The sequence below is a fragment of the Streptomyces lavendulae subsp. lavendulae genome (assembly GCF_002803845.1).
GTDB classification, from domain to species: domain Bacteria; phylum Actinomycetota; class Actinomycetes; order Streptomycetales; family Streptomycetaceae; genus Streptomyces; species Streptomyces lavendulae.
Genome location: NZ_CP024985.1, coordinates 7524645 through 7542156, shown reverse-complemented (window position 1 = coordinate 7542156; position 17512 = coordinate 7524645). Strand labels below are relative to the sequence as shown.

At 74.7% G+C, this 17512-nt stretch carries 16 protein-coding genes; 9 read left to right on the top strand and 7 right to left on the bottom strand.

Features of this window, described 5'->3' with window-relative positions; translation table 11 throughout:
- The first annotated feature begins 80 nt into the window (after window positions 1-80).
- From SLAV_RS33755 to SLAV_RS33745, 3 genes are read left to right on the top strand one after another with little or no spacing between them, the layout of a single operon-like run.
- Window positions 81-779, top strand: a complete 699-nt coding sequence (locus SLAV_RS33755; protein WP_158740788.1) for a hypothetical protein — start codon at window positions 81-83, stop codon at window positions 777-779.
- Window positions 780-827: 48 nt separating this feature from the next.
- Window positions 828-1436, top strand: a complete 609-nt coding sequence (locus tag SLAV_RS33750; protein ID WP_030235653.1) for a TetR/AcrR family transcriptional regulator — start codon at window positions 828-830, stop codon at window positions 1434-1436.
- Window positions 1433-2785 carry an MFS transporter gene (locus SLAV_RS33745; RefSeq protein WP_030235655.1) on the top strand — a complete coding sequence of 451 codons (1353 nt, stop codon included), beginning with the start codon at window positions 1433-1435 and terminating at the stop codon, window positions 2783-2785. The genes SLAV_RS33750 and SLAV_RS33745 overlap by 4 nt, the downstream gene beginning before the upstream one ends.
- Here SLAV_RS33745 and SLAV_RS33740 read toward each other — a convergent pair.
- From SLAV_RS33740 to SLAV_RS33720, 5 genes are all read right to left on the bottom strand, one after another.
- The gene (locus SLAV_RS33740) at window positions 2775-6017 is read right to left on the bottom strand and encodes a TIM-barrel domain-containing protein (RefSeq protein ID WP_078950511.1); all 3243 of its coding nucleotides are present in this window, start codon (window positions 6015-6017) and stop codon (window positions 2775-2777) included. The genes SLAV_RS33745 and SLAV_RS33740 overlap by 11 nt on opposite strands.
- A gap of 195 nt (window positions 6018-6212) precedes the next feature.
- A complete protein-coding gene (locus tag SLAV_RS33735) occupies window positions 6213-6989 on the bottom strand; it encodes a class I SAM-dependent methyltransferase (protein WP_030235660.1) in 777 nt (258 codons plus the stop codon).
- A 143-nt stretch (window positions 6990-7132) separates the two neighbouring features.
- Window positions 7133-8086, bottom strand: a complete 954-nt coding sequence (locus tag SLAV_RS33730; RefSeq protein ID WP_030235662.1) for an ABC transporter permease — start codon at window positions 8084-8086, stop codon at window positions 7133-7135.
- The gene (locus tag SLAV_RS33725) at window positions 8083-9033 is read right to left on the bottom strand and encodes an ABC transporter ATP-binding protein (protein WP_051841235.1); all 951 of its coding nucleotides are present in this window, start codon (window positions 9031-9033) and stop codon (window positions 8083-8085) included. Before SLAV_RS33725 ends, SLAV_RS33730 begins: the two co-directional genes overlap by 4 nt.
- Window positions 9030-9449: a GntR family transcriptional regulator gene (locus SLAV_RS33720; RefSeq protein ID WP_030235676.1), complete on the bottom strand. Its 420-nt coding sequence runs from the start codon at window positions 9447-9449 to the stop codon at window positions 9030-9032. Before SLAV_RS33720 ends, SLAV_RS33725 begins: the two co-directional genes overlap by 4 nt.
- Window positions 9450-9703: 254 nt before the next feature.
- Here SLAV_RS33720 and SLAV_RS43270 point away from each other — a divergent pair, with 254 nt between their 5' ends.
- Together SLAV_RS43270 and SLAV_RS33710 are read left to right on the top strand one after the other, a co-directional pair.
- Complete coding sequence (locus SLAV_RS43270; protein WP_263459224.1) at window positions 9704-12271, top strand: serine hydrolase; 2568 nt, start codon at window positions 9704-9706, stop codon at window positions 12269-12271.
- A 29-nt stretch (window positions 12272-12300) separates the two neighbouring features.
- Window positions 12301-12804, top strand: a complete 504-nt coding sequence (locus SLAV_RS33710; protein WP_051841236.1) for a GNAT family N-acetyltransferase — start codon at window positions 12301-12303, stop codon at window positions 12802-12804.
- Between the two features lie 9 nt (window positions 12805-12813).
- On the opposite strand, the gene SLAV_RS33705 is transcribed toward SLAV_RS33710, so the two are convergent.
- Window positions 12814-13386 (bottom strand): helix-turn-helix domain-containing protein, encoded by a 573-nt coding sequence (locus tag SLAV_RS33705; RefSeq protein ID WP_030235685.1) that lies wholly within the window; start codon window positions 13384-13386, stop codon window positions 12814-12816.
- Window positions 13387-13515: 129 nt separating this feature from the next.
- On the opposite strand from SLAV_RS33705, the gene SLAV_RS33700 reads away from it, so the two are divergent.
- The 4 genes from SLAV_RS33700 to SLAV_RS33685 all read left to right on the top strand — a co-directional run bounded on the left by SLAV_RS33700 (window position 13516) and on the right by SLAV_RS33685 (window position 17244).
- Window positions 13516-14295, top strand: a complete 780-nt coding sequence (locus SLAV_RS33700) for an ABC transporter permease (protein ID WP_030235687.1) — start codon at window positions 13516-13518, stop codon at window positions 14293-14295.
- On the top strand, window positions 14292-15008 hold the full coding sequence (locus SLAV_RS33695) for an ABC transporter ATP-binding protein (protein ID WP_037687920.1): 717 nt from the start codon (window positions 14292-14294) through the stop codon (window positions 15006-15008). The genes SLAV_RS33700 and SLAV_RS33695 overlap by 4 nt, the downstream gene beginning before the upstream one ends.
- Window positions 15009-15063: 55 nt before the next feature.
- A complete protein-coding gene (locus SLAV_RS33690) occupies window positions 15064-16071 on the top strand; it encodes an ABC transporter substrate-binding protein (RefSeq protein ID WP_030235692.1) in 1008 nt (335 codons plus the stop codon).
- A gap of 63 nt (window positions 16072-16134) precedes the next feature.
- Window positions 16135-17244, top strand: coding sequence for an aryl-sulfate sulfotransferase (locus SLAV_RS33685; RefSeq protein ID WP_030234443.1), 1110 nt, complete (start codon window positions 16135-16137; stop codon window positions 17242-17244).
- 66 nt (window positions 17245-17310) lie between these two features.
- On the opposite strand, the gene SLAV_RS33680 is transcribed toward SLAV_RS33685, so the two are convergent.
- Complete coding sequence (locus SLAV_RS33680; RefSeq protein ID WP_030234442.1) at window positions 17311-17511, bottom strand: hypothetical protein; 201 nt, start codon at window positions 17509-17511, stop codon at window positions 17311-17313.
- Window position 17512 lies beyond the last annotated feature (1 nt).

Sequence of the window (17512 nt, the reverse complement as noted above, 5' to 3'; positions counted from 1 at the left end):
CACGGAGCGTTAGGGTCGACAACGCACAGCGTCGCCCCGGCGGCCGAGGGCGGGCCGGGGCCGGGGAGGAAGAGGCCGCTTTGAGTGGTGGGCAGACAAAACTGGCCGAGCACCCGGTGCTGGTCGTGATCGGCGTCATCGCCACGATCATCGGCGCGGTGGCGGCCGGCAAGGACCTGTTCTCCTCGCAGGATCCGCCGCCCGGGGCCTCCGCCCCGGCCGTCCCCGGGCCCGCGTCGACCCCGGGCGGCACGGGCGGCACAGGTGGCACGGGCGGCACAGGTGGCACGCCCACACCGTCGACGGCGCGGACGCGCACGGCCGAACCCGAGCAGGACCCGGAGACCACCGAGCCCGGGCCCGGCTTCCCCCGGCCGGAGACCAGGACCCCGACGCCGCCGGCCGCCGACGTGCCGAGTGCCAAGGCCCAGCCCCCCGCCCACACGGGCCCCCTTCTCGTGCGCGTCGACATGGGCACGAACGGGAAGGTGGGTCCGCACACCTACCGGGCCCGGTCCACGCCCGGCGCCGACACCTACGTCCAGGACGCGGGGGGCCGGCTGGACCGGGGCTGTTACGTCCAGTGGACGCTCAAGCGCGGTGGCGAGGTGGTACAGCTCGCGCGCAGCGAACGGTGCCGGCCTCCGAGCATCACCCTGTTCAACTTCGACAGCGGCAGCCTCGGCGAGGTCGGTTCGTACACCCTGACGGCCGACGTCACCACCGACTGGAACCAGACGGCGAGCGGCACGGCCACGTTCGAGGTGGTCCCCCGGTAGCGGCCCGATCGAGTAGACACTGTCTACCCAGGCTGGTAGACAGTGTCCATGAATGAGGGACCGCTGCGCGAGCGGCTGATCGACGTCGGTGTGGAGATGGTCACGGCGGAGGGGACCGCAGCCCTCGGGCTGCGGGAGATCGCCCGCCGGGCCGGGGTGTCGCACGGGGCTCCCCGGCGGTACTTCCCCACCCACCAGGCCCTGTTGTCGGCCATCGCCCGGCGCGGGTTCGCCGATCTCGGGGCCCGGTTCACTGTGGCCGGCGCCGGGGAGGCCTCGCCGAGGGAGCGGGTGCGCGCACTGGCGACGGCGTACGTGGCCTACGCCCTGGAGCAGCGCGGGATGTTCGAGCTGATGTTCCGCCACGACCTGCTGGACAGCACCGGGCAGGAGGGCTCCGACGGGCCGCGGCTGCGGGAGTCGACGCGGCCGCTGTTCGCGATGCTCGTCGGGCTCGTGTCCCGGTGCGGTGCGGCCGACCCGGAGGTGACGGCCGCCGCGCTGTGGGCGAACCTGCACGGGGTGGCCCAGCTGTGGGGGGCGGGCAGCCTGCCCCTGGCGCTCGGGGACTCGGCCGACGGCCCGGACCGGGGGGCGTACGTCGCCCGGCTCGTCGGCGCCGCGCTGGACGCGCACCTCGGGGCGGACCCCTCGTGAGGCCGGCGGTCGCGCTGCTGGCCAGCGCCGCCGGGGCGGCGCTCGTGGCCCTCGACGGCACCGTGCTGATCGTGGTGCAGCCCGCCCTGCGGCGCGATCTGGGGGCGAGCGCCGCGCAGGTGCAGTGGACCAGCACCGCCTACCTGCTCACCGTCGCCGCCTTCCTGGTGATCGCCGGGCGGCTCGGGGACCGGTACGGGCACCCCCGGCTGCTGCTGACGGGCTCGCTCGGGTTCGCCGCCGCCTCGGCGGGGATCGCGCTGGCCCCCGGAGCCGGCTGGGTGATCGCGCTGCGCGCCGTCCAGGGGTTGTTCGGGGCGCTGTTGCAGCCCGCGACGCTGGCCCTGCTGCGGGTCGCGTACCCGCGGGAGCGGCTGGGGCCGGCGGTCGCCGTGCGGACCGCGGCGATCGCGGTGGCCGCGGCGGCGGGGCCGTTGATCGGCGGGGTCCTGGTGGCGCGGGCGGACTGGCGGGCGGTGTTCGTGCTCAACGTGCCCGTCGCCCTGGCCATCGCGGTGCTGACCTCGGCCCTGCGGGTCCCGCCGCCCGCGCGCGCCGGTGCGGGCGCCGAACGGCTGGGGGCGGCGGCGCCCGCCCTGCTCGCGGCCGCGCTCGGGGCCTGTGTGTACGCGCTGTCCGGCGTACCGGAGCACGGCTGGACGGGGGCGCCCACGCTGCTGGGCTGCGCGGCGGCCGTGGGGCTCGGGGTGCTGTTCGTCCGGGGCGAGCGGCGCGGGGAGCGGCCGCTGGTGCCCGCCGCGGTGGCCCGGTCGAGGCCGGTGGCGGCGTCGATGGTCCTGCTGATGGCGGTCTCCGCCGGGATGTTCGGAGCGCTGTTCACGGCCACGTTCCTGCTCCAGGACGTACGGGGGCTCGGTCCGCTGGAGACCGGAGTGCGGGTGCTGCCGCTGACCGCGCTGATGGTGGCGGGGGCGCCGGTGGCGGGCCGGGCCGTACGCCGGTACGGCGCGCGGGCGACGGCGTTGGCCGGGACGGGGCTGGTGGTGGCCGGGATCGCGGGCCTGGGCTCGGGCGGGCCGGTGGCGTTCGGGGTGCTGGGCACGGGGTTCACCGCGGTGATGGTCACGGCGACCGGGACGGTGGTCGAGGACGCTCCGCCGGGGTACGCGGGGGTGGTGGGCGGGCTCAAGCAGACGGCCGCGAACGTCGGCCCGTCGCTGGGGATCGCGGTCGCCGCGGGCGCCGGGGCCGCGGGCGCGGGGACGGACGCGGGGGCGGCACTGCCGGTGCTGGCCGGGGTGGCCGCCGTCGGACTGGCCGCGGCGGCGCTGCTGCCGGGCCGGACACCCGTGGGGGAGGTGTCCGGCCCGGCGGGGGTCACGGGGTGAGGGTCCAGCGCTGGGCGGGGGTGCCCGTACAGGCGGCGCGGGCCAGGAGGGTGCCGTCGGCGGTACCCGATCCGGCCGGGGTCAGGCACTGGCCGCCGGTACGGAGACTGCCGTCGGGGCCGGTCCGCCAGCTCTGGCCGGGGGTGCCGGCACAGGTCTGGACGGTGACCGCGGCGGGGTCGGTGCCGTCGAGGCAGACCCCGGCGAGGCCGGTGAGGCGGCCGTCCGGCTGGAGGGTCCAGCGCTGGTTCGGGCCGCCGTGGCAGGTGTACAGGGTGGGCCGCGTCCCGGGGGCGGTCGCGCTGTGCGGGAGGTCCAGGCAGGTCGTGGAGGCGGAGTTGACGAGGGTGGCGTCGGCGGGGAACGGCGTCGGCCGGCCCGTGAGGGTGATTTCGGCGGCGCTGGTCCACGGGCCGCGTCCGCCGGCTTCGGTCAGGGCCCGCAGGCGCAGGTAGCGGCCCGTCCTGGGGGCGAGGGGGACGGTCTTGGCGGCCGGGGTGTCGGCGAGGGTGCCGGTGGCGGCGGGGGTGCCCCAGTCGGCGGTGGTGTCGGAGACGTAGACCTCGTACCCGCCGATCCGGCCGTTGACCCCGCCGTCCTGGCGGGGGAGGTAGCCGAGGGAGTCGACGGTGTACCGGGCGCCGAGGTCGATGCGGATCTCGTGCGGGAGGGCGGCCGGCTTGCCTGCGGACCAGGCGGTGTGCCAGAGCGTGGCCGGGTTGCCGTCGAAGGCGTTGGCGGCGGCGCCGTTCTCGGCGGCCGTCTCCTGGCTGTCGGCGGAGACCAGGGTCCAGTCCTGCTGCGGGACGGGCGTCGAGCCGGTGGGGACCGGGTCGGCGGCGGGGACGGCGGTACCGGTGGCGGTCACGGTGAACGCGCCGCTCTTCGTGCCGGTCTTGACCCACAGGACGCCGGAGCGGTCGGCGGGATCGAAGAACCAACCGGTGGCGGCGGAGTCGTAGGCGGCCTTCGAGGCGAGGCGGGGCAGGGCGCCCCCGTCCACGGTGAGCGCCGCGGGTGCGGAGGCCACGTGTAGGGTGAACTCGTAGCCCCGCGAAGCGGGTTGTCCGGCGTAGGAACCGTCGGGCGCACCGACGGAGACGGTGACCGTGCCGGAGCCGGTGGTGGGCGCGGTGACGTCCACGCGCTGGCGGGCGTAGGCGCCGGACTCGAACGCGCGGGTGCGGCCGTCGTCCTCGTAGAGGCTGAAGGTGGAGTTCCCGCGCGGGTGGACGTCGTAGGTGAGGGTGGAGACGGGCTTCTCCCCCGTGTGGTTCATCTGCGGCCACATCGGGACGACGGCGCCGCCCTTGACGAACAGGGGGAGGGTGTCGAGGGGCGCCCGGTAGCCGTTCAGCCAGCCCGGTCCGGCGTACGTCCTGCCGGTCCAGTAGTCGGTCCAGGTACCGGCGGGCAGGTAGATGCCGTCGCGGACGGAGGTGTCGGAGACGACGGGGGCGACGAGGAAGGAGTCCCCGGCCATGAACTGGCCGCTGGTGAGGTTCCCGCGGGCGACCGGGTCGTCGGGGTACTCCAGGACCATGGCGCGGGTGCTGGGAACGCCGGTGTCGTGGGCGGTCCGGCTCATCGTGTACAGGTAGGGCATCAGCCGCATCTTGAGCTGGAGGTACTTGCGGTTGACGGACAGGTACGGCTCGGCGAAGCGCCAGGGCTGTTTGTCCTGGTAGCCGGGCGACGGGTTGGTGGCGCCCCAGCCGGACATGGTCATGAAGGCGGGGGTGAAGGCCTTCCACTGGAGGTCGCGGACGTAGGTCTTGGGACTGCCGCCGAAGATCCCGTCGACGTCGCCGGAGGCGTAGTTGAGGCCGGACAGGCCCGCTCCGGCGATGGCGGGGACGTGCCAGCGCATGTCGTCCCAGGTGCCGTTGGTGTCGCCGGTCCAGACGACGGCGTTGCGCTGGGTGCCGGCCCAGCCGTCGACGGTCCAGACGTAGCGGCGGGCGTCGGAGTTCTTCTCGATGCCGTCGACGGCCTGCTGGACCCCGGTGAAGGCGTCCTTGTAGCCGCCGCCGATCCAGGCCACGTCGGTCTTGACGCCCCGGCTGCCGGCCGTGCCCACCTCGTCGGCGATGGAGCCGAGGCCGGTGGAGGTCCACAGGCCGGTCTGGAAGCCCTTGGCCTTCAGGGCGTCGACGGTGGACCTGAGGGGGGCCGTGTAGCCGCAGCCGTAACCGTCGTTGGGCAGGAACCAGCCCGAGGGCATGTCGGCGGCGCGGGCGTCGGCGGCGTAGCCGGCCACGTCGGCGGTGGTCTGGTGGCGGAGGCGGTTGTGGTCGCCCTGGTAGTCCGGGTTCGAGGCGTTGAAGCAGTCGGCGTTGCCGAGCTCGAAGCCCCAGGCCGGGGCCAGGAAGGGTTTGCCGCTGACGTCGGTGTAGGCGTCGAGGACGGACTTGAAGGAGTCGCCGGTGAAGTACCAGGCGTCGAAGCGGTTCTCGTCGTGGGTGAGGGTGGTGGGGGCGTTGAAGGCGTACGAGCCCGGGGCCCAGGTGTTGCGCATGACGCCGTAGCGGTTGGTGGACATGTAGAAGGGGGCGGGGCTGGCGTTGTCGTTCTCGCGCCACTTGTTGTCGACGGCGACCGGGACGGTCTTGCCGCGCAGCGCCCACTCGCCGAGGCGCAGCCCGGTGCCGTAGAACTGCTCGTCGGCGCCGCGGGCCAGGTACTGGGTCGTGTGGCCGCCACCCCAGCTGGTGGGCTGGGTCTCCTCCCAGACGGGGGTGGAGTCGTCGGCGCGGTAGACGGAGAAGCGCAGGGGCGATTTGTTGACGTGGATGGACAGGCCGCCGGTGGTGATCCGGTAGTACGTGCCCGCGTCGGTGGAGGTCGCGGCGACGGGGCCGAAGTCGGTGGTGGCCGCGAGGGCGGAGCCGGCCGGATCGTCGGAGAAGGACCCGTCGGGGGACAGCCAGAGGCGGAAGATGTCGGCGCGGGCCACGACCACGCGGGCCTTCGCACCACTGGTGGTGCTGACGGTGAAGGTGCCGCCCGCCTGTGCGAGGCCGGTGACGGAACCGGCGGTGGAGACCGGGGCGGCGGGCGCGGGCGCGGCGGCGGAGCCGGGTAAGGGGCCCGTCGCGGCGCGGGCGGTGGCGGGACCGGCGGCGGCGAGGCCGGCGACCGCGAGGGCCGCGGCGAGCAGGGCCGCGAGTGGGGACCGTCGGGTGGGACGGGCGGGACGGCGGGGCCGGTGTGGTCGGTCGATGACGCTCATCGGGCAGCTCCTCGTGCGGTCCGGGTCACGGACACACCGCTTTGGCATGCTCTCGGCAAGATAGCGGAACCCGGGGGCCTTTTTGAAGGAAGCTGCTCGAAGTGGTCTTTGCGCAAGCAGTTTTGAGCATGTGGCACCACGGCCCGGGCCGGGGAGCCGTGGCGGCGGCTTCCCGGCCCGGGCCGTGGTGCGGTCTCAGGCGGCGGTGACGCGGATCTTGGACTGGCCGTGGCCGAGCTTCTCCCAGTCGTCCATGAACCGGGCCTTGAGGCCGTGCTTCGCGGCCAGGTCGACGAGGGTCTGGGTGCGGTAGTAGAAGTCCTCGCGCAGCACCTGGTGTTCGGTGCCCTCGGTGCGGTCGAAGGTGAAGTCGAACCGGCCGCCCGGCGCCAGGACCCGTTCCACGTGGGCGAGGCACTCGTCGATGATCGACAGCGGCGAGTGGGAGAACACGCTGTGCGCGTGCACCACGTCGAAGTGGCGGTCGGGCAGGAAGTCGAGGGTCAGGTCCTGGGTGATGGTCAGGTGCGGCAGCTTGGCCTGGAGTCCCCGGTCCGTCAGCGTGCGCTTGGCGGCGATGAGGATGTCGGGCGAGATGTCTATGCCGTAGTAGTGGCCCGTCTCCAGGTGGTCGATGAAGCGCCAGCCCGCCCGCAGGTTCCCGCACCCGATGTCGAGCATCCGGTGGCGCGGGGCGAGCCCGTGCTCCAGGAGGTAGTCGAACTGCATCTTCCCGAGGGCCAGCCAGCGGTCGTGGGTCTGGCTGCCGACCGCGGCCTCCGGGTTGCGGCCGGTGTCCGAGGCCATGACCGCCCGGTAGTAGTCCACGTGGTCGGGGTGCTTGAAGCGCAGCCAGCTGTCGCGCGCGGCACGCTTGACGTACGGGGCGATGCGGGTCGGGTTGCTCAGCGCGTAACGGACCTTGTGGCCGACGCTCGCGCGGTCGGCGGTGAGGTTCTTCTTCGTTGCCATGAGGGGTCCCCCTGGGGTGCGGACGGAAGGTGGACTGGACGGTGCGGGCGGGTCGGTGCGGGCACGGTCGGTACGGGCACGGTCGGTACAGGCACGGTCGGTGCGTACGGGGCCGCCGCGGCGGGTCGGGCCGCGGCGGGCCCTCAGGCGATGCGGCGGCGCAGCAGGGCGAGGGTGAGCCCGAGGAGCAGGGCGGCGCCGCCCGCGTAGAGGGCCGTGTCGATCCACTGGAACGTCCAGAAGTCACTGCTGGGGTAGACCTTGTGGTAGCGGGCGACGAAGTCGTGCTCGGCCATGCACCGCCGCAGCTCCTCCCCCGAGGTCTGGCAGACGTTCCAGATGGAGTGCTCGCGCCCGTCGGGCGTCAGGTAGCCGAACTCCCCGGTCGACCAGGCGCTGCCGACGGGCCGCTTGGGCGTCATGCCGGGGGTGATCCGGGTCTCGGGGTCGATCCAGCTGCGGCGGAAGTAGGTGACGAGCACCGTCACCGTGCCGATCGCCGCGAAGGCCGCTCCCATGGCGGGCAGCACCCGGCGCACCAGCAGCCCCGCGAGGGTGCCGGCGGTGAGCGCGAAGAGGGCGCAGGCCACGGAGGCCGGGCCGGTGGCGTTGTAGATGGGGGCGTCGTGCCAGTACGGGCCGTCGAGGGTGTTGGCGATGGGCGCCCACCACCAGGCGACGAGGGCCGCGACGACCGTCGAGGCGAGCAGGGTGAACAGGGCCGCGAGACCGAAACGGGCGGCGAACCAGCGCCGCGGGCCGACCCCTTGGGTGAGGGCAGGCTTGATCGTGCCGGTCTCCAGCTCCCGGCCGATGAGCGGGGCGCCCCAGAACACGCCGATGAGGGCGGGCAGCGCGATGCCGAGGGTGCCGAGCGCGCGGATTCCGGTGACGTTGCCGTCCATGATCTGGAAGGTGGCGAGGCTCTCGCAGCCGCCGTTCCACCCCGGACAGGGCACCCATCCGGTGGCATCGATCAGCGACATCATCTCGGAGCGCCGGTACACCACCCAGGCCGCGCAGGCGACCAGCACGGCGGCGCCGGACAGGATCATCAGCCGCTGCTGGCGCCAGGCCAGCCAGAGGACGCCCTTCACGCGGCGGCCTCCTCGGTGGTCGGGGCGGTGGTCGGGGCGGTCGCGGGGGTCGCGGCGCCGCGCAGGTGTGCGAGCAACAGGGTTTCCAGGGAGGGGGTTTCGGCGATCCAGCGCTCATCGGTCCCCGCGGGCAGCGGGGCGCCGGGCGCCGTACGGACGAGGGCGGTGACCTGACGGCCGCTGACGGCGCAGTGCACGACCGCGCCGCGGTCGAAGGCGCGGGGCAGTCCGTCCTCCTCCATCGGGTCGGCACGGCCGGTGAGCCAGATGTGCCCGTCGCAGAGCTCCTGGATGTCGCCCGCGAGGCGGGGGACGCCGCCCGCGAGGAGCAGTACGCGGTCGCAGACCTCGTCGAGTTCGGCCAGGACGTGCGAGGACATCACGATGGTCGTGCCGTGCTCGGCGGCCTCGGCCATGAGCAGGGACATCACCTCGTGACGGGCGAGCGGGTCGAGGTCGGCGAGCGGCTCGTCCAGCAGGAGCAGGTCGGCGCGCTTGCCGAGGACCAGGGCCAGGGCGACCCTGGTGCGACTGCCGCCGGAGAGGGCGCCGACGCGGGCGGCCAGGGGGATGTCCCCGGCCCGTACGAGGCGTTCGGCGGCGGCCTGGTCCCAGTGACCCGGGTTCAGCATGCGGCCCATGCGCAGGGTGTCGGCGACGGTGAAGCGGGCGTGCAGCGGCTTCTCCTGCGCGAGGAACGCGGTGCGGCGGCGGGCCTCGGCGGTGCCGGGCGCGTGGCCGAAGACGCGTATCTCCCCGCTGCTGGGGCGGAGCAGTCCGGCTCCGAGCTGGAGCAGGGTGCTCTTGCCGGCCCCGTTGGGGCCGACGAGGGCGGTGATGTGCCCGGCGGGCAGTTCGGCGTCGCACGCGTGCAGGGCCGGCCTGCCTGCGTACAGCCGTCCGAGCCGCGTTGCCCGTAGTGCCGGCGCGTGGGTCGGGTCGCTCACGCCGTGTCCTCTCTCGACGGTCCGGGCAGGGGCCCGGAGTTGTTGAAGCTGTCCTCCACGGCGGCCGTGATGAGCGCCGTGATGTCCTCCCGGTCCAGGCCCGCCTCGCGCGCCCGGGCCATCCACGCGGCCAGGTCGGTGCGGAGCGGGGAGTCCGCCGCCGCCTCGGGGCGGGACAGGGACCGGCGTACGAAGGTGCCCGCGCCCGGGCGCGGCTCCACGAGCCCTTCGCGCTCCAGCTCCCGGTACGCCTTGAGGACGGTGTTGGGGTTGATCGCGGTGGCCGCGACCACTTCTCGGGCTGTCGGCAGCCGGTCCCCCGGCTCCAGCACGCCCAGGCGCAGGGCCTGCTTGACCTGGGTCACGAGCTGCAGGTAGGTGGCGACGCCGCTGCGCCGGTCGACTCGGAACTCCATACCTCCACCTCCACCTCATTCCACTAACACGTTAGTGGAATAGTGCAGAGTGATCGCGGGCGCGTCAAACCGGCTACCGGAGGGGGCGCGGTGGCGGAGTATGACCGAACGGTCACAGGTTCGAACCGGGGGAACGCGCAGGCCGCACAGCACATCTAGGTGATCGGCGAGCCGCCCGACGGCCGCGCCGATGGCTATGACGACGACGGCGAGAACCGGCCTGGCCGGGTGGGAACAGCAAGGTGGGGCGCGGGATGAAGGCGGAGACGGTGACGGAGCGGACGGACCCGGAGAACGAGCCGGGTGCCCTGCGGGCGGCTGAGGGGGACGGCGCCACGGAACCCGGCACGGTTCGGGAAACCCCGGACGAAACCCCGGCGGACACCGCCGAGCCCGCCGAAGCCGACCCTCAAGAGGCCCTCACCGAAACCGACTTGACCCCGCCCGAGCGGGAACCCGGCGCCGTTCGCGAAACCACGGCGGACCCCCGCAAGGCCCCCGAGAAGGCCCGCACCGGCCTGGCCGCCGCCAACGCGAACCCGGCCGAGCCGGAACGGCCGGCTGCCACCCCGCGGACCGACGGTGACGGCGCGACAGAACCCGGCGCCGTACGGGGAACCCCGGCGGACTCCGCCGAGACCACCGAGGAGGCCCGCACCGGCCTTGCCGCGGCCGACTCGGCCCCGGCCGGGCCGGAACGGCAGGCCGTCGCGCCGCGGACCGGTGGGGACGGCCCGTCGGAGGAGGCCCCCGATCCGTCGGACCGGGACGGCGACGACGACGCCGGGAGGCCCGCCCCGTCCTGGGCCCGGACCGGCAAGGCGGAGAACGGCGGCGGTTCGGCGTCCGACGACGCGGAGAACACCCCGACGACCGCCGCCGAAGGCGACGGCGGGGACCGGGAACCCGCAGGAGCCGCCGCGCAGGACAGCGCTGGCGACGCGGAGACCGAGGGCGGAGCCGCCTCCGCCTCCGCCTCCGCCTCCGACGAACCGCAGGACGACCGGCCCGCGAAAAGGGCCGCGGCCGGAGCGCCCGACGGCGTGAAGGGCGCTTCTGCCGCCCCCGCCCGGCCGGAACCCGGCGACCGTGACCGCGAGGGCGACGGGTCCGCGGACGCGGCGCCCGCCACGGGCCGGAACGCGGCCCCGGAAGCGCCCAAGGGCGGGAAGGCCGCCACAACCGGCGCCGCCCGGAAGCCGGACGCGGGAGACACCGCTCCCGCACCGAAGGACGGCAAGCCCGGTGCAACCGGCGCCGCCCCCGCCCCGGAGGACGGTGCGGCCGGCGGGGCCCGGAAGCCGGGCGCGGGGGCCGCCGCGCCCACTGCCGCCGCCGCGACCGGTGGCGCCTCCGCCCGGCGGGCCGACGCCGACACCGACGCCGGCGCGGAGAGTGACTCCGAGCGGACCAGTCAGTTCGTCGCGCTCAAGGAGCTCGGAGCCCCGGCCGGGACCAAGGCCGCGCCCGCGCCCGCGGCACCGCGCCCCGGGCCGGAGGTGACGCGGGAGGCACCGCTGCCCCCGCTCGAACTGCTGGCCGAGCTCACCAACACCGCGCCCCCGCCGGAGACCCCCCGCCGCACCCTCACCCGCCGGGTCAAGGTGTGGACGCCGATCGTGCTGCTCCTGGGCGGCCTCGTCGTCGGCGCCCAGCTGGCGCGCCCGCTGCCCGCCCCCCGGCTGGCCGGCGGCGAGTCCTCGTACACCCTGGAGGGGAACACCCCGATCCCGTGGCCGGCCAAGGGTCAGGCCGCCCTCCGCCTGCCCGGCTCCGGCGACGTCGCCACCTTCGGCGAGCAGAAGCCGATGCCGACGGCCAGCGTGGCCAAGGTGATGACGGCGTACGTGATCCTCAAGGGCCACCCCCTGCGCAAGAACGACCCCGGCCCCCGTATCGAGGTCGACGCGACGGCCGTGGCCGACGGCAACTCCCTGGACGAGTCCGCCATCAGGCAGCTCACGGTCGGGTCGAAGTACAGCCAGCTGGACATGCTCAAGATGATGATGATCCCGTCGGCCAACAACGTCTCCCGCCTGCTGGCCCGTTGGGACACCGGCTCCCCCGCCACGGACGCCTTCGTCGCGAAGATGAACGCCGCCGCGAAGGAGCTCGGGATGAACGACACCACGTACACGGACCCCAGCGGCCTGGACGCCGGCACCGTCAGCACCGCCGCCGACCAACTGAAGCTCGCCGAGGCGGTGATGAAGGAGGAGGCCTTCCGCGCGGTGGTCGCCACGCCCCAGGCCACCATCGCGGGGCTGCCCGAGCCGATCCTCAACAACAACGCCAGCCTGCTCCTCGCCCCCGGCCTGAACATCAGGGGCATCAAGACCGGTTCGAGCACCCCCGCCGGCGGCACCCTGATGTGGGCCGCCTACAAGACGGTCGGGACACAGGACCAGCTGATCCTCGGCACCATGATGGACCAGCACGTGGACGGGCCGGACCCGGGGGCCGCGCTGAGCCTGGAGCTGGTGAAGGAGAACAGCCGCAAGGTCGTCGAGGCCGTCCGCGCGGCGCTCGCCGAGATCCCGGCCGTGCGCAAGGGGCAGCTGGTCGGCTACGTCGACGACGGGCTCGGCGGCCGCACCCCGCTGGTGGCCACGAAGGACCTCTCCGTGATCGGCGTACCGGGGCAGCGACTGAAGCTCTCGCTCGGCGCGGGCGGCAAGCCCCTTCCGCACGAGGCGAAGGCGGGCACCGCGGTCGGTGTGCTGACGGTCGGCGACGGGGTGGGCGCGAGGAGCGTCCCGGTCGCCGTGGGCAAGGACCTGGCGGAGCCGTCGTTCGGCACACGGGTGACCCGGCTGTCCTGACGGCACGGCCCTCGTGGTTGCATGGCGGTATGGACGTCCGGCGCCGTGAACCCAGTGACCTCGGCGCGTGCGCCCGCGTGCTCGCCGAGGTCCACCGCAGCGACGGCTATCCCGTGGACTGGCCGGAGCGGCCCGAGCGGTGGCTGTCGCCGCCGGCGCTCCTCGACGCCTGGGTGGCCGGGCACGACGGGACGACGGCCGGTCATGTCGCGCTCTCCCGCAGCGGCCCGGACGACGCCGCGCCGGCGCTGTGGTGCCGCCGGACCGGCGTACCCGTCGAGACGGTGGCCGTGGTCGGCCGGCTCTTCGTGGCCCCGGCCGCACGGGGGCTGGGGGCCGGGGCCCTGCTGATGGCACGGGCCGTGCGCGGGGCGCGGGCGCGCGGGCTGCATCCCGTACTCGACGTGCTGTCCACCGACACGGCCGCCGCCGCCCTCTACGACCGCCTCGGCTGGAGCCCGCTGGGGAGCGTCGAGCAGCACTGGGGCCCCGGGCGCACGGTGACCGTGCGCTGCTACGCCGCCCCCGCGTGAGGCGCGCGGCTACGCGTTGGCGATGACCAGCAGGGTGCGGGCCGCCGCGCCGCCCTCCGGCAGCGAGCAGCGGTGCGGGACGTCGCCGCGGTGGTGGGCGCTGCGGCCGGCCCGCAGCAACAGGGGTTCCTCGCCCTCGACTTCGAGCAGGACCTCGCCCTCCAGGACGTAGAGGAAGTCCTCGCCCGGGTGCGAGAACCAGCCGCGCTCGCCCCGGCCGGGCTCGAAGTGGTGCTCGTAGGCCTCCATCAGGCCGCTGCGGCCGCCCGGGATGAGCACCCGCGCGACCTGTCCGGCGGCCTCGCTCACCCTGATCACCTGCGGGTCGCTCTCGTGGCTGACGACTCCGGCGCGCTCCGGGGGGCGCAGGAAGGTGCCGGGGGTGACGTCGAGCGCCTCGGCGATGCGGTAGATCGAGCTCAGGCTGGGGGTGGCCAGTCCTCGTTCCAGTTGACTGAGGAAGGGCTGGGAGAGGCCCGAGCGGGTGGCGAGCACGGCCATGGACACGCGGCGCGCGGTGCGGCACTCGCGGATCGCCCGGCCGACCTCCAGTGCTTCGGGCGTGGGTTCGGGTCGAGACACGCAGGTGAACGTATCCCATCGCCCGCGCGGGCCCGGGTGGACCCGGACGGTTTCACACCGCCGCAACACCCCGTTGATAAGCGTGGTCAATTATTGACCTCACTTATCAACACACCGAGGAGTCGTCCCGTGCAAGCCTCCCCCTCCCCCGCCGGCCGGGCCCTCGGCCGGCTCGGCCCGGCCCTGGGCGCGGCCGGCGCCGTCCTGGTGCTCTGGTACCTGCTCGCCCGGTCCGGCGCGGTGGCGCCGGGGCTGCTGCCCTCCCCCGCCGAGACGGCGGCGGCCCTGGCGGACAGCGCCCGCGAGGGGACCCTGGCCACCGACCTCGGCGCCAGCCTGGCCCGCACGGGACAGGGTTTCGCGCTGGGGGCGGTGATCGGCGGCGCCCTCGGGTTCGCGACGGGGTACCTGCCCCGGCTGTCGGCCGCCGTGACGCCGGTGGTCTCCTTCCTCCGGCCGATCCCGGCCGTCGCGCTGGTGCCGCTGGCGACCGCCTGGTTCGGCATCGGCGAGAACGCCAAGCGGCTGCTGATCGCCTACGCCGTCCTCCTCGCGGTCTGGCTCTACGTGCACGACGGGGTCTCGCGCGTACCGGTGTCGCACCTGCGGGCCGCCCGCTCGCTGGGGGCGCCCCTGCACCGCAGGTTCACCGAGGTGCTGCTGCCCGCCGCCGCGCCGGCGCTGCTGGCCGCGCTGCGCTACGGGGCATCCGTGGCCCTGCTGGCACTGGTCGCCGCCGAACTGGGCGGCGCGGACAGCGGGTTGGCGTACCGACTGCAGGTGGACGGCCAGTTCCTGCGGGTGGACCGGATGTTCGCGGGGCTGCTCGTCCTCGGGCTGCTGGGCGTGGCCGCCGACCTGCTGCTGGCCGCCGTCGGGCGTCGCTGGGTGCACTGGAGCGCGTCATGAGCCTGGAGGTACGGCTGGAGGGGCTGTCGGTCGGGTACGGGGCCGCGCCGGTGCTGCGGCCGACGGACCTGGTGTTCCCTGCGGGGTCGTTCACGGCGCTGCTCGGGCCGAGCGGCTGCGGGAAGTCCACGGTGCTGAACACGGTCGCCGGTTTCGTGCGGCCCGCGACGGGGCGGGTGACGGCCGGCGGCACCGAGGTGACGGGGCCGGGCCCGGACCGGGGCGTGGTCTTCCAGCACTACGCGCTCTTCCCGTGGCGCACGGCCCGCGGCAACGTCGAGTTCGCCCTCAAGCGGCTCGGGCTGCCGCGTGCGCGCCGGCGCGAACTGGCCCTGGCCGCGCTCGCGGAGGTCGGGCTGGCGGACGGTGCCGAGAAGTACCCGGCGCAGCTGTCCGGCGGGATGCAGCAGCGGGTGGCGCTGGCGCGGGCGCTGGCCGCGCGGCCGGAGGTCCTGCTGATGGACGAGCCGTTCGGGGCCCTGGACGCGCTGACGCGGACGCGGATGCAGGCGCTGCTGCGCGAGCTGTGGGAGCGCAGCGGCACCACCGTGCTGTTCGTGACGCACGACATCGACGAGGCGCTCGCCCTGGCCGGGCGGGTGGTGGTCCTCGGAGGTTCCCCGGGCCGGGTCCTCGCGGACCACCCGGTCCCTGCGGGCCCCCCGGACCCGGCCCTGCGCGAGAGCGTCGCGGCCCGCCTCACCACCCCCTGAACCCCCGATCCCCCATCCCCCAACCCCCATCCCCCATCCCCGGAAGGAACCCACCATGCCCAGACCCCGCGCGCTGGCCGTCGTACTGCTGGCCGCGCTGTTCCCGCTCCTCGCCACCGCCTGCGCCGACGCCGACGGCGGGGCCGGGGGCGGCGGCGGACGGCGCGCCGTGACCCTGGCCGGAAGCGACCAGCTGGCCGCCGCGCCCGTCTACCTCGCCCAGGAGCGCTCGCTCTGGGCCGCCGAGGGCCTCGACGCCACCCTGACCACCCTGCCCACCGGCCGCGACGCACTGAACGCCGTCCTCGGCGGCCAGGCCCCGTTCGGGGTCGTGGGCGACCTGCCCGCGGTCACGGCCGCGCTCGGCGGGCGCGACGTGCGGATCGTGGCCGACCTGTCCCGCTTCTCGGACTGGCGCCTGCTCACCCGCACCGACCGCTCCGTCACGGGTTTCGGCGCGCTCAGGGGCCTCAAGGTCGGGGTCCCGCAGGGGACGAACGTCGAGTACGCCCTGTCCCGGATGCTCGCCTCCGCCGGGCTGACCGCGGCGGACGTGACGGTGGTCAACCTGGCCCCGAACCAGGTCGCCCCCGCCCTCGCCCGCGGTGACGTCGACGCCGGCGTCACCTTCCCCAGCTTCTACGACGCCGCCCGCACCGCCCTCGGCGCCCGCTACGCCGAGCTCCCCTTCACCGGCTACACCGCCCACACCCTCCTCGTCGCGGGCCCCTCGGCGGGCGACGAGGAGACCACCTCCGTCCTGCGCACGGTGCTCGGCGCGCAGCGCGCCGCCGCCGCCGATCCGGCCGCGGCGCGGGCGGCCGTGGTGGCCCAGTCCAAGGGCGCGCTCCAGGCCGGGTACGTCGACGCCTTCCAGCCCCGCTACGCCTACGGGGCGAGCCTGACGCCCGAGTTGCTCGCCGATCTGTCGGACGAGGCCGCCTGGGCCAAGGCCGCCCAGTCCCTGCCGGGCGCCGCCGACCGGTCCGCGCTGTCGGCCCGGCTGCGGCCCGGCCCCCTGCGGGCGGCCGATCCGGCGGCCGTCACGGTCACCACCCCCTGAACCGGCCCCCGCACCACCCGCCCCACCACCCCACCCACCCCACCCACCCCGGGAGGACCCTCCATGAGCGTCGACCAGAACACCCTGCGCCGCCGCGGCACCGGCCTGCGCGCCCACGATCCGCGGCGCAGCTTCGGCGGCTACACCCTCTACACCCCGATCACCGGTGACGGCCGGATCCACCTCGTCGGCATCGACGGCGAGCCCGCCCACACCTGGAACTCCCCGCACCCACCCGGCCGTCAGGCCCAGCTGCTCCCGGGAGGCACCCTCTTCTACGCGGCCAAGGACACCGGCGGCCCGAGCCTCTTCCCCATCTGGGACGTCTACCACGGCGGCATCTTCCAGGAACTCGCCCCGGACTCCACCGTGCTGCGCGAGGTCCGCCACCCCTTCCACCACCACGACGCCTCCGTCCTGCGCAACGGCAACCTGCTGATCACCGTCGTGGAGCCGCTGTCCCCGGCGGACGCGGCCCGGATCCGCGGCGGCATCCCCGGCTCGGAGGCACCGGGCGGGGTGATCTACGGGGACGTGGTGTACGAGCTGACCTGGGAGGGCGAGACGGTCTGGCGCTGGGCGGCGATCGAGCACCTCGACCCGGAGGAGGTACCGCTCAACCCGCACTTCGCCCGCGAGCACTGGCCGATGGCCAACACCGTCAACGAACTCGCCGACGGCGGCATCGTCGTGGGCTTCCGCAGCGCGTCGACGACGGTGGCCGTGGACCGCGCCGACGGCTCCGTGCGCTGGCGGATAGGCCCCGACGTCCTCGCGCAGCAGCACCACCCGCACGAGCTGCCGGGCGGCAATATCCTGGTGTTCGACAACGGGACCTACCGCGACACGACGTCCGTGCCGTACTCGCGGGTGCTGGAGCTCGACCCGACGACGGGCGAGCAGGTGTGGTCGTACGAGGACAATCCGCCGCAGAACTTCTACAGCCCGTACATGTCCAGCGCCCAGCGCCTGCCCAACGGCAACACGTTCATCGCCGAGGGTTCCTTCGGGCGGCTCTTCGAGGTGACCCCCGAGGGGGACGTGGTCTGGGAGTTCGTCGTGCCGGAGTTCGGCTCGTTCAGCCGCGGCACCGGCCTGGAGTCCTCGCGCGGCGCGCAGAACTCCGTCTTCCGCGCCTACCGGTACGGGGCGGAGCAGATCCCCTGGCTCTGACGCGCGGCCGGGCCCGGCCCGCCCCCGTACGACCGGGGGCGGGCCGGGCCCGTACGGCTCGTCGCGTCAGTTGTTGGAACCGACGGTGTTGTCCTTGCCCGCGTTGAAGATGTCGTCGGCGGCGAACTGGAACCAGTCGCCGAAGACGAGGTTGTACTGGCTGCCTTCCGGGACGGTCACGTTCACGTCGGCGCTCGCGGCGCCCGCGCCGGCGAGCACGATGGCGGCGGTGGCGAGGACGGCGAATGCGGAACGGACAGATCGCATG

Coding starts and splice junctions, on each gene's coding strand:
- SLAV_RS33750 (WP_030235653.1), top strand. CDS start 828: ATGAATGAGGGACCGCTGCGCGAGCGGCTGATCGACGTCGGTGTGGAG.
- SLAV_RS33740 (WP_078950511.1), bottom strand. CDS start 6,017: ATGAGCGTCATCGACCGACCACACCGGCCCCGCCGTCCCGCCCGTCCC.
- SLAV_RS33735 (WP_030235660.1), bottom strand. CDS start 6,989: ATGGCAACGAAGAAGAACCTCACCGCCGACCGCGCGAGCGTCGGCCAC.
- SLAV_RS33720 (WP_030235676.1), bottom strand. CDS start 9,449: ATGGAGTTCCGAGTCGACCGGCGCAGCGGCGTCGCCACCTACCTGCAG.
- SLAV_RS43270 (WP_263459224.1), top strand. CDS start 9,704: ATGAAGGCGGAGACGGTGACGGAGCGGACGGACCCGGAGAACGAGCCG.
- SLAV_RS33710 (WP_051841236.1), top strand. CDS start 12,301: ATGGACGTCCGGCGCCGTGAACCCAGTGACCTCGGCGCGTGCGCCCGC.
- SLAV_RS33695 (WP_037687920.1), top strand. CDS start 14,292: ATGAGCCTGGAGGTACGGCTGGAGGGGCTGTCGGTCGGGTACGGGGCC.
- SLAV_RS33690 (WP_030235692.1), top strand. CDS start 15,064: ATGCCCAGACCCCGCGCGCTGGCCGTCGTACTGCTGGCCGCGCTGTTC.
- SLAV_RS33685 (WP_030234443.1), top strand. CDS start 16,135: ATGAGCGTCGACCAGAACACCCTGCGCCGCCGCGGCACCGGCCTGCGC.
- SLAV_RS33680 (WP_030234442.1), bottom strand. CDS start 17,511: ATGCGATCTGTCCGTTCCGCATTCGCCGTCCTCGCCACCGCCGCCATC.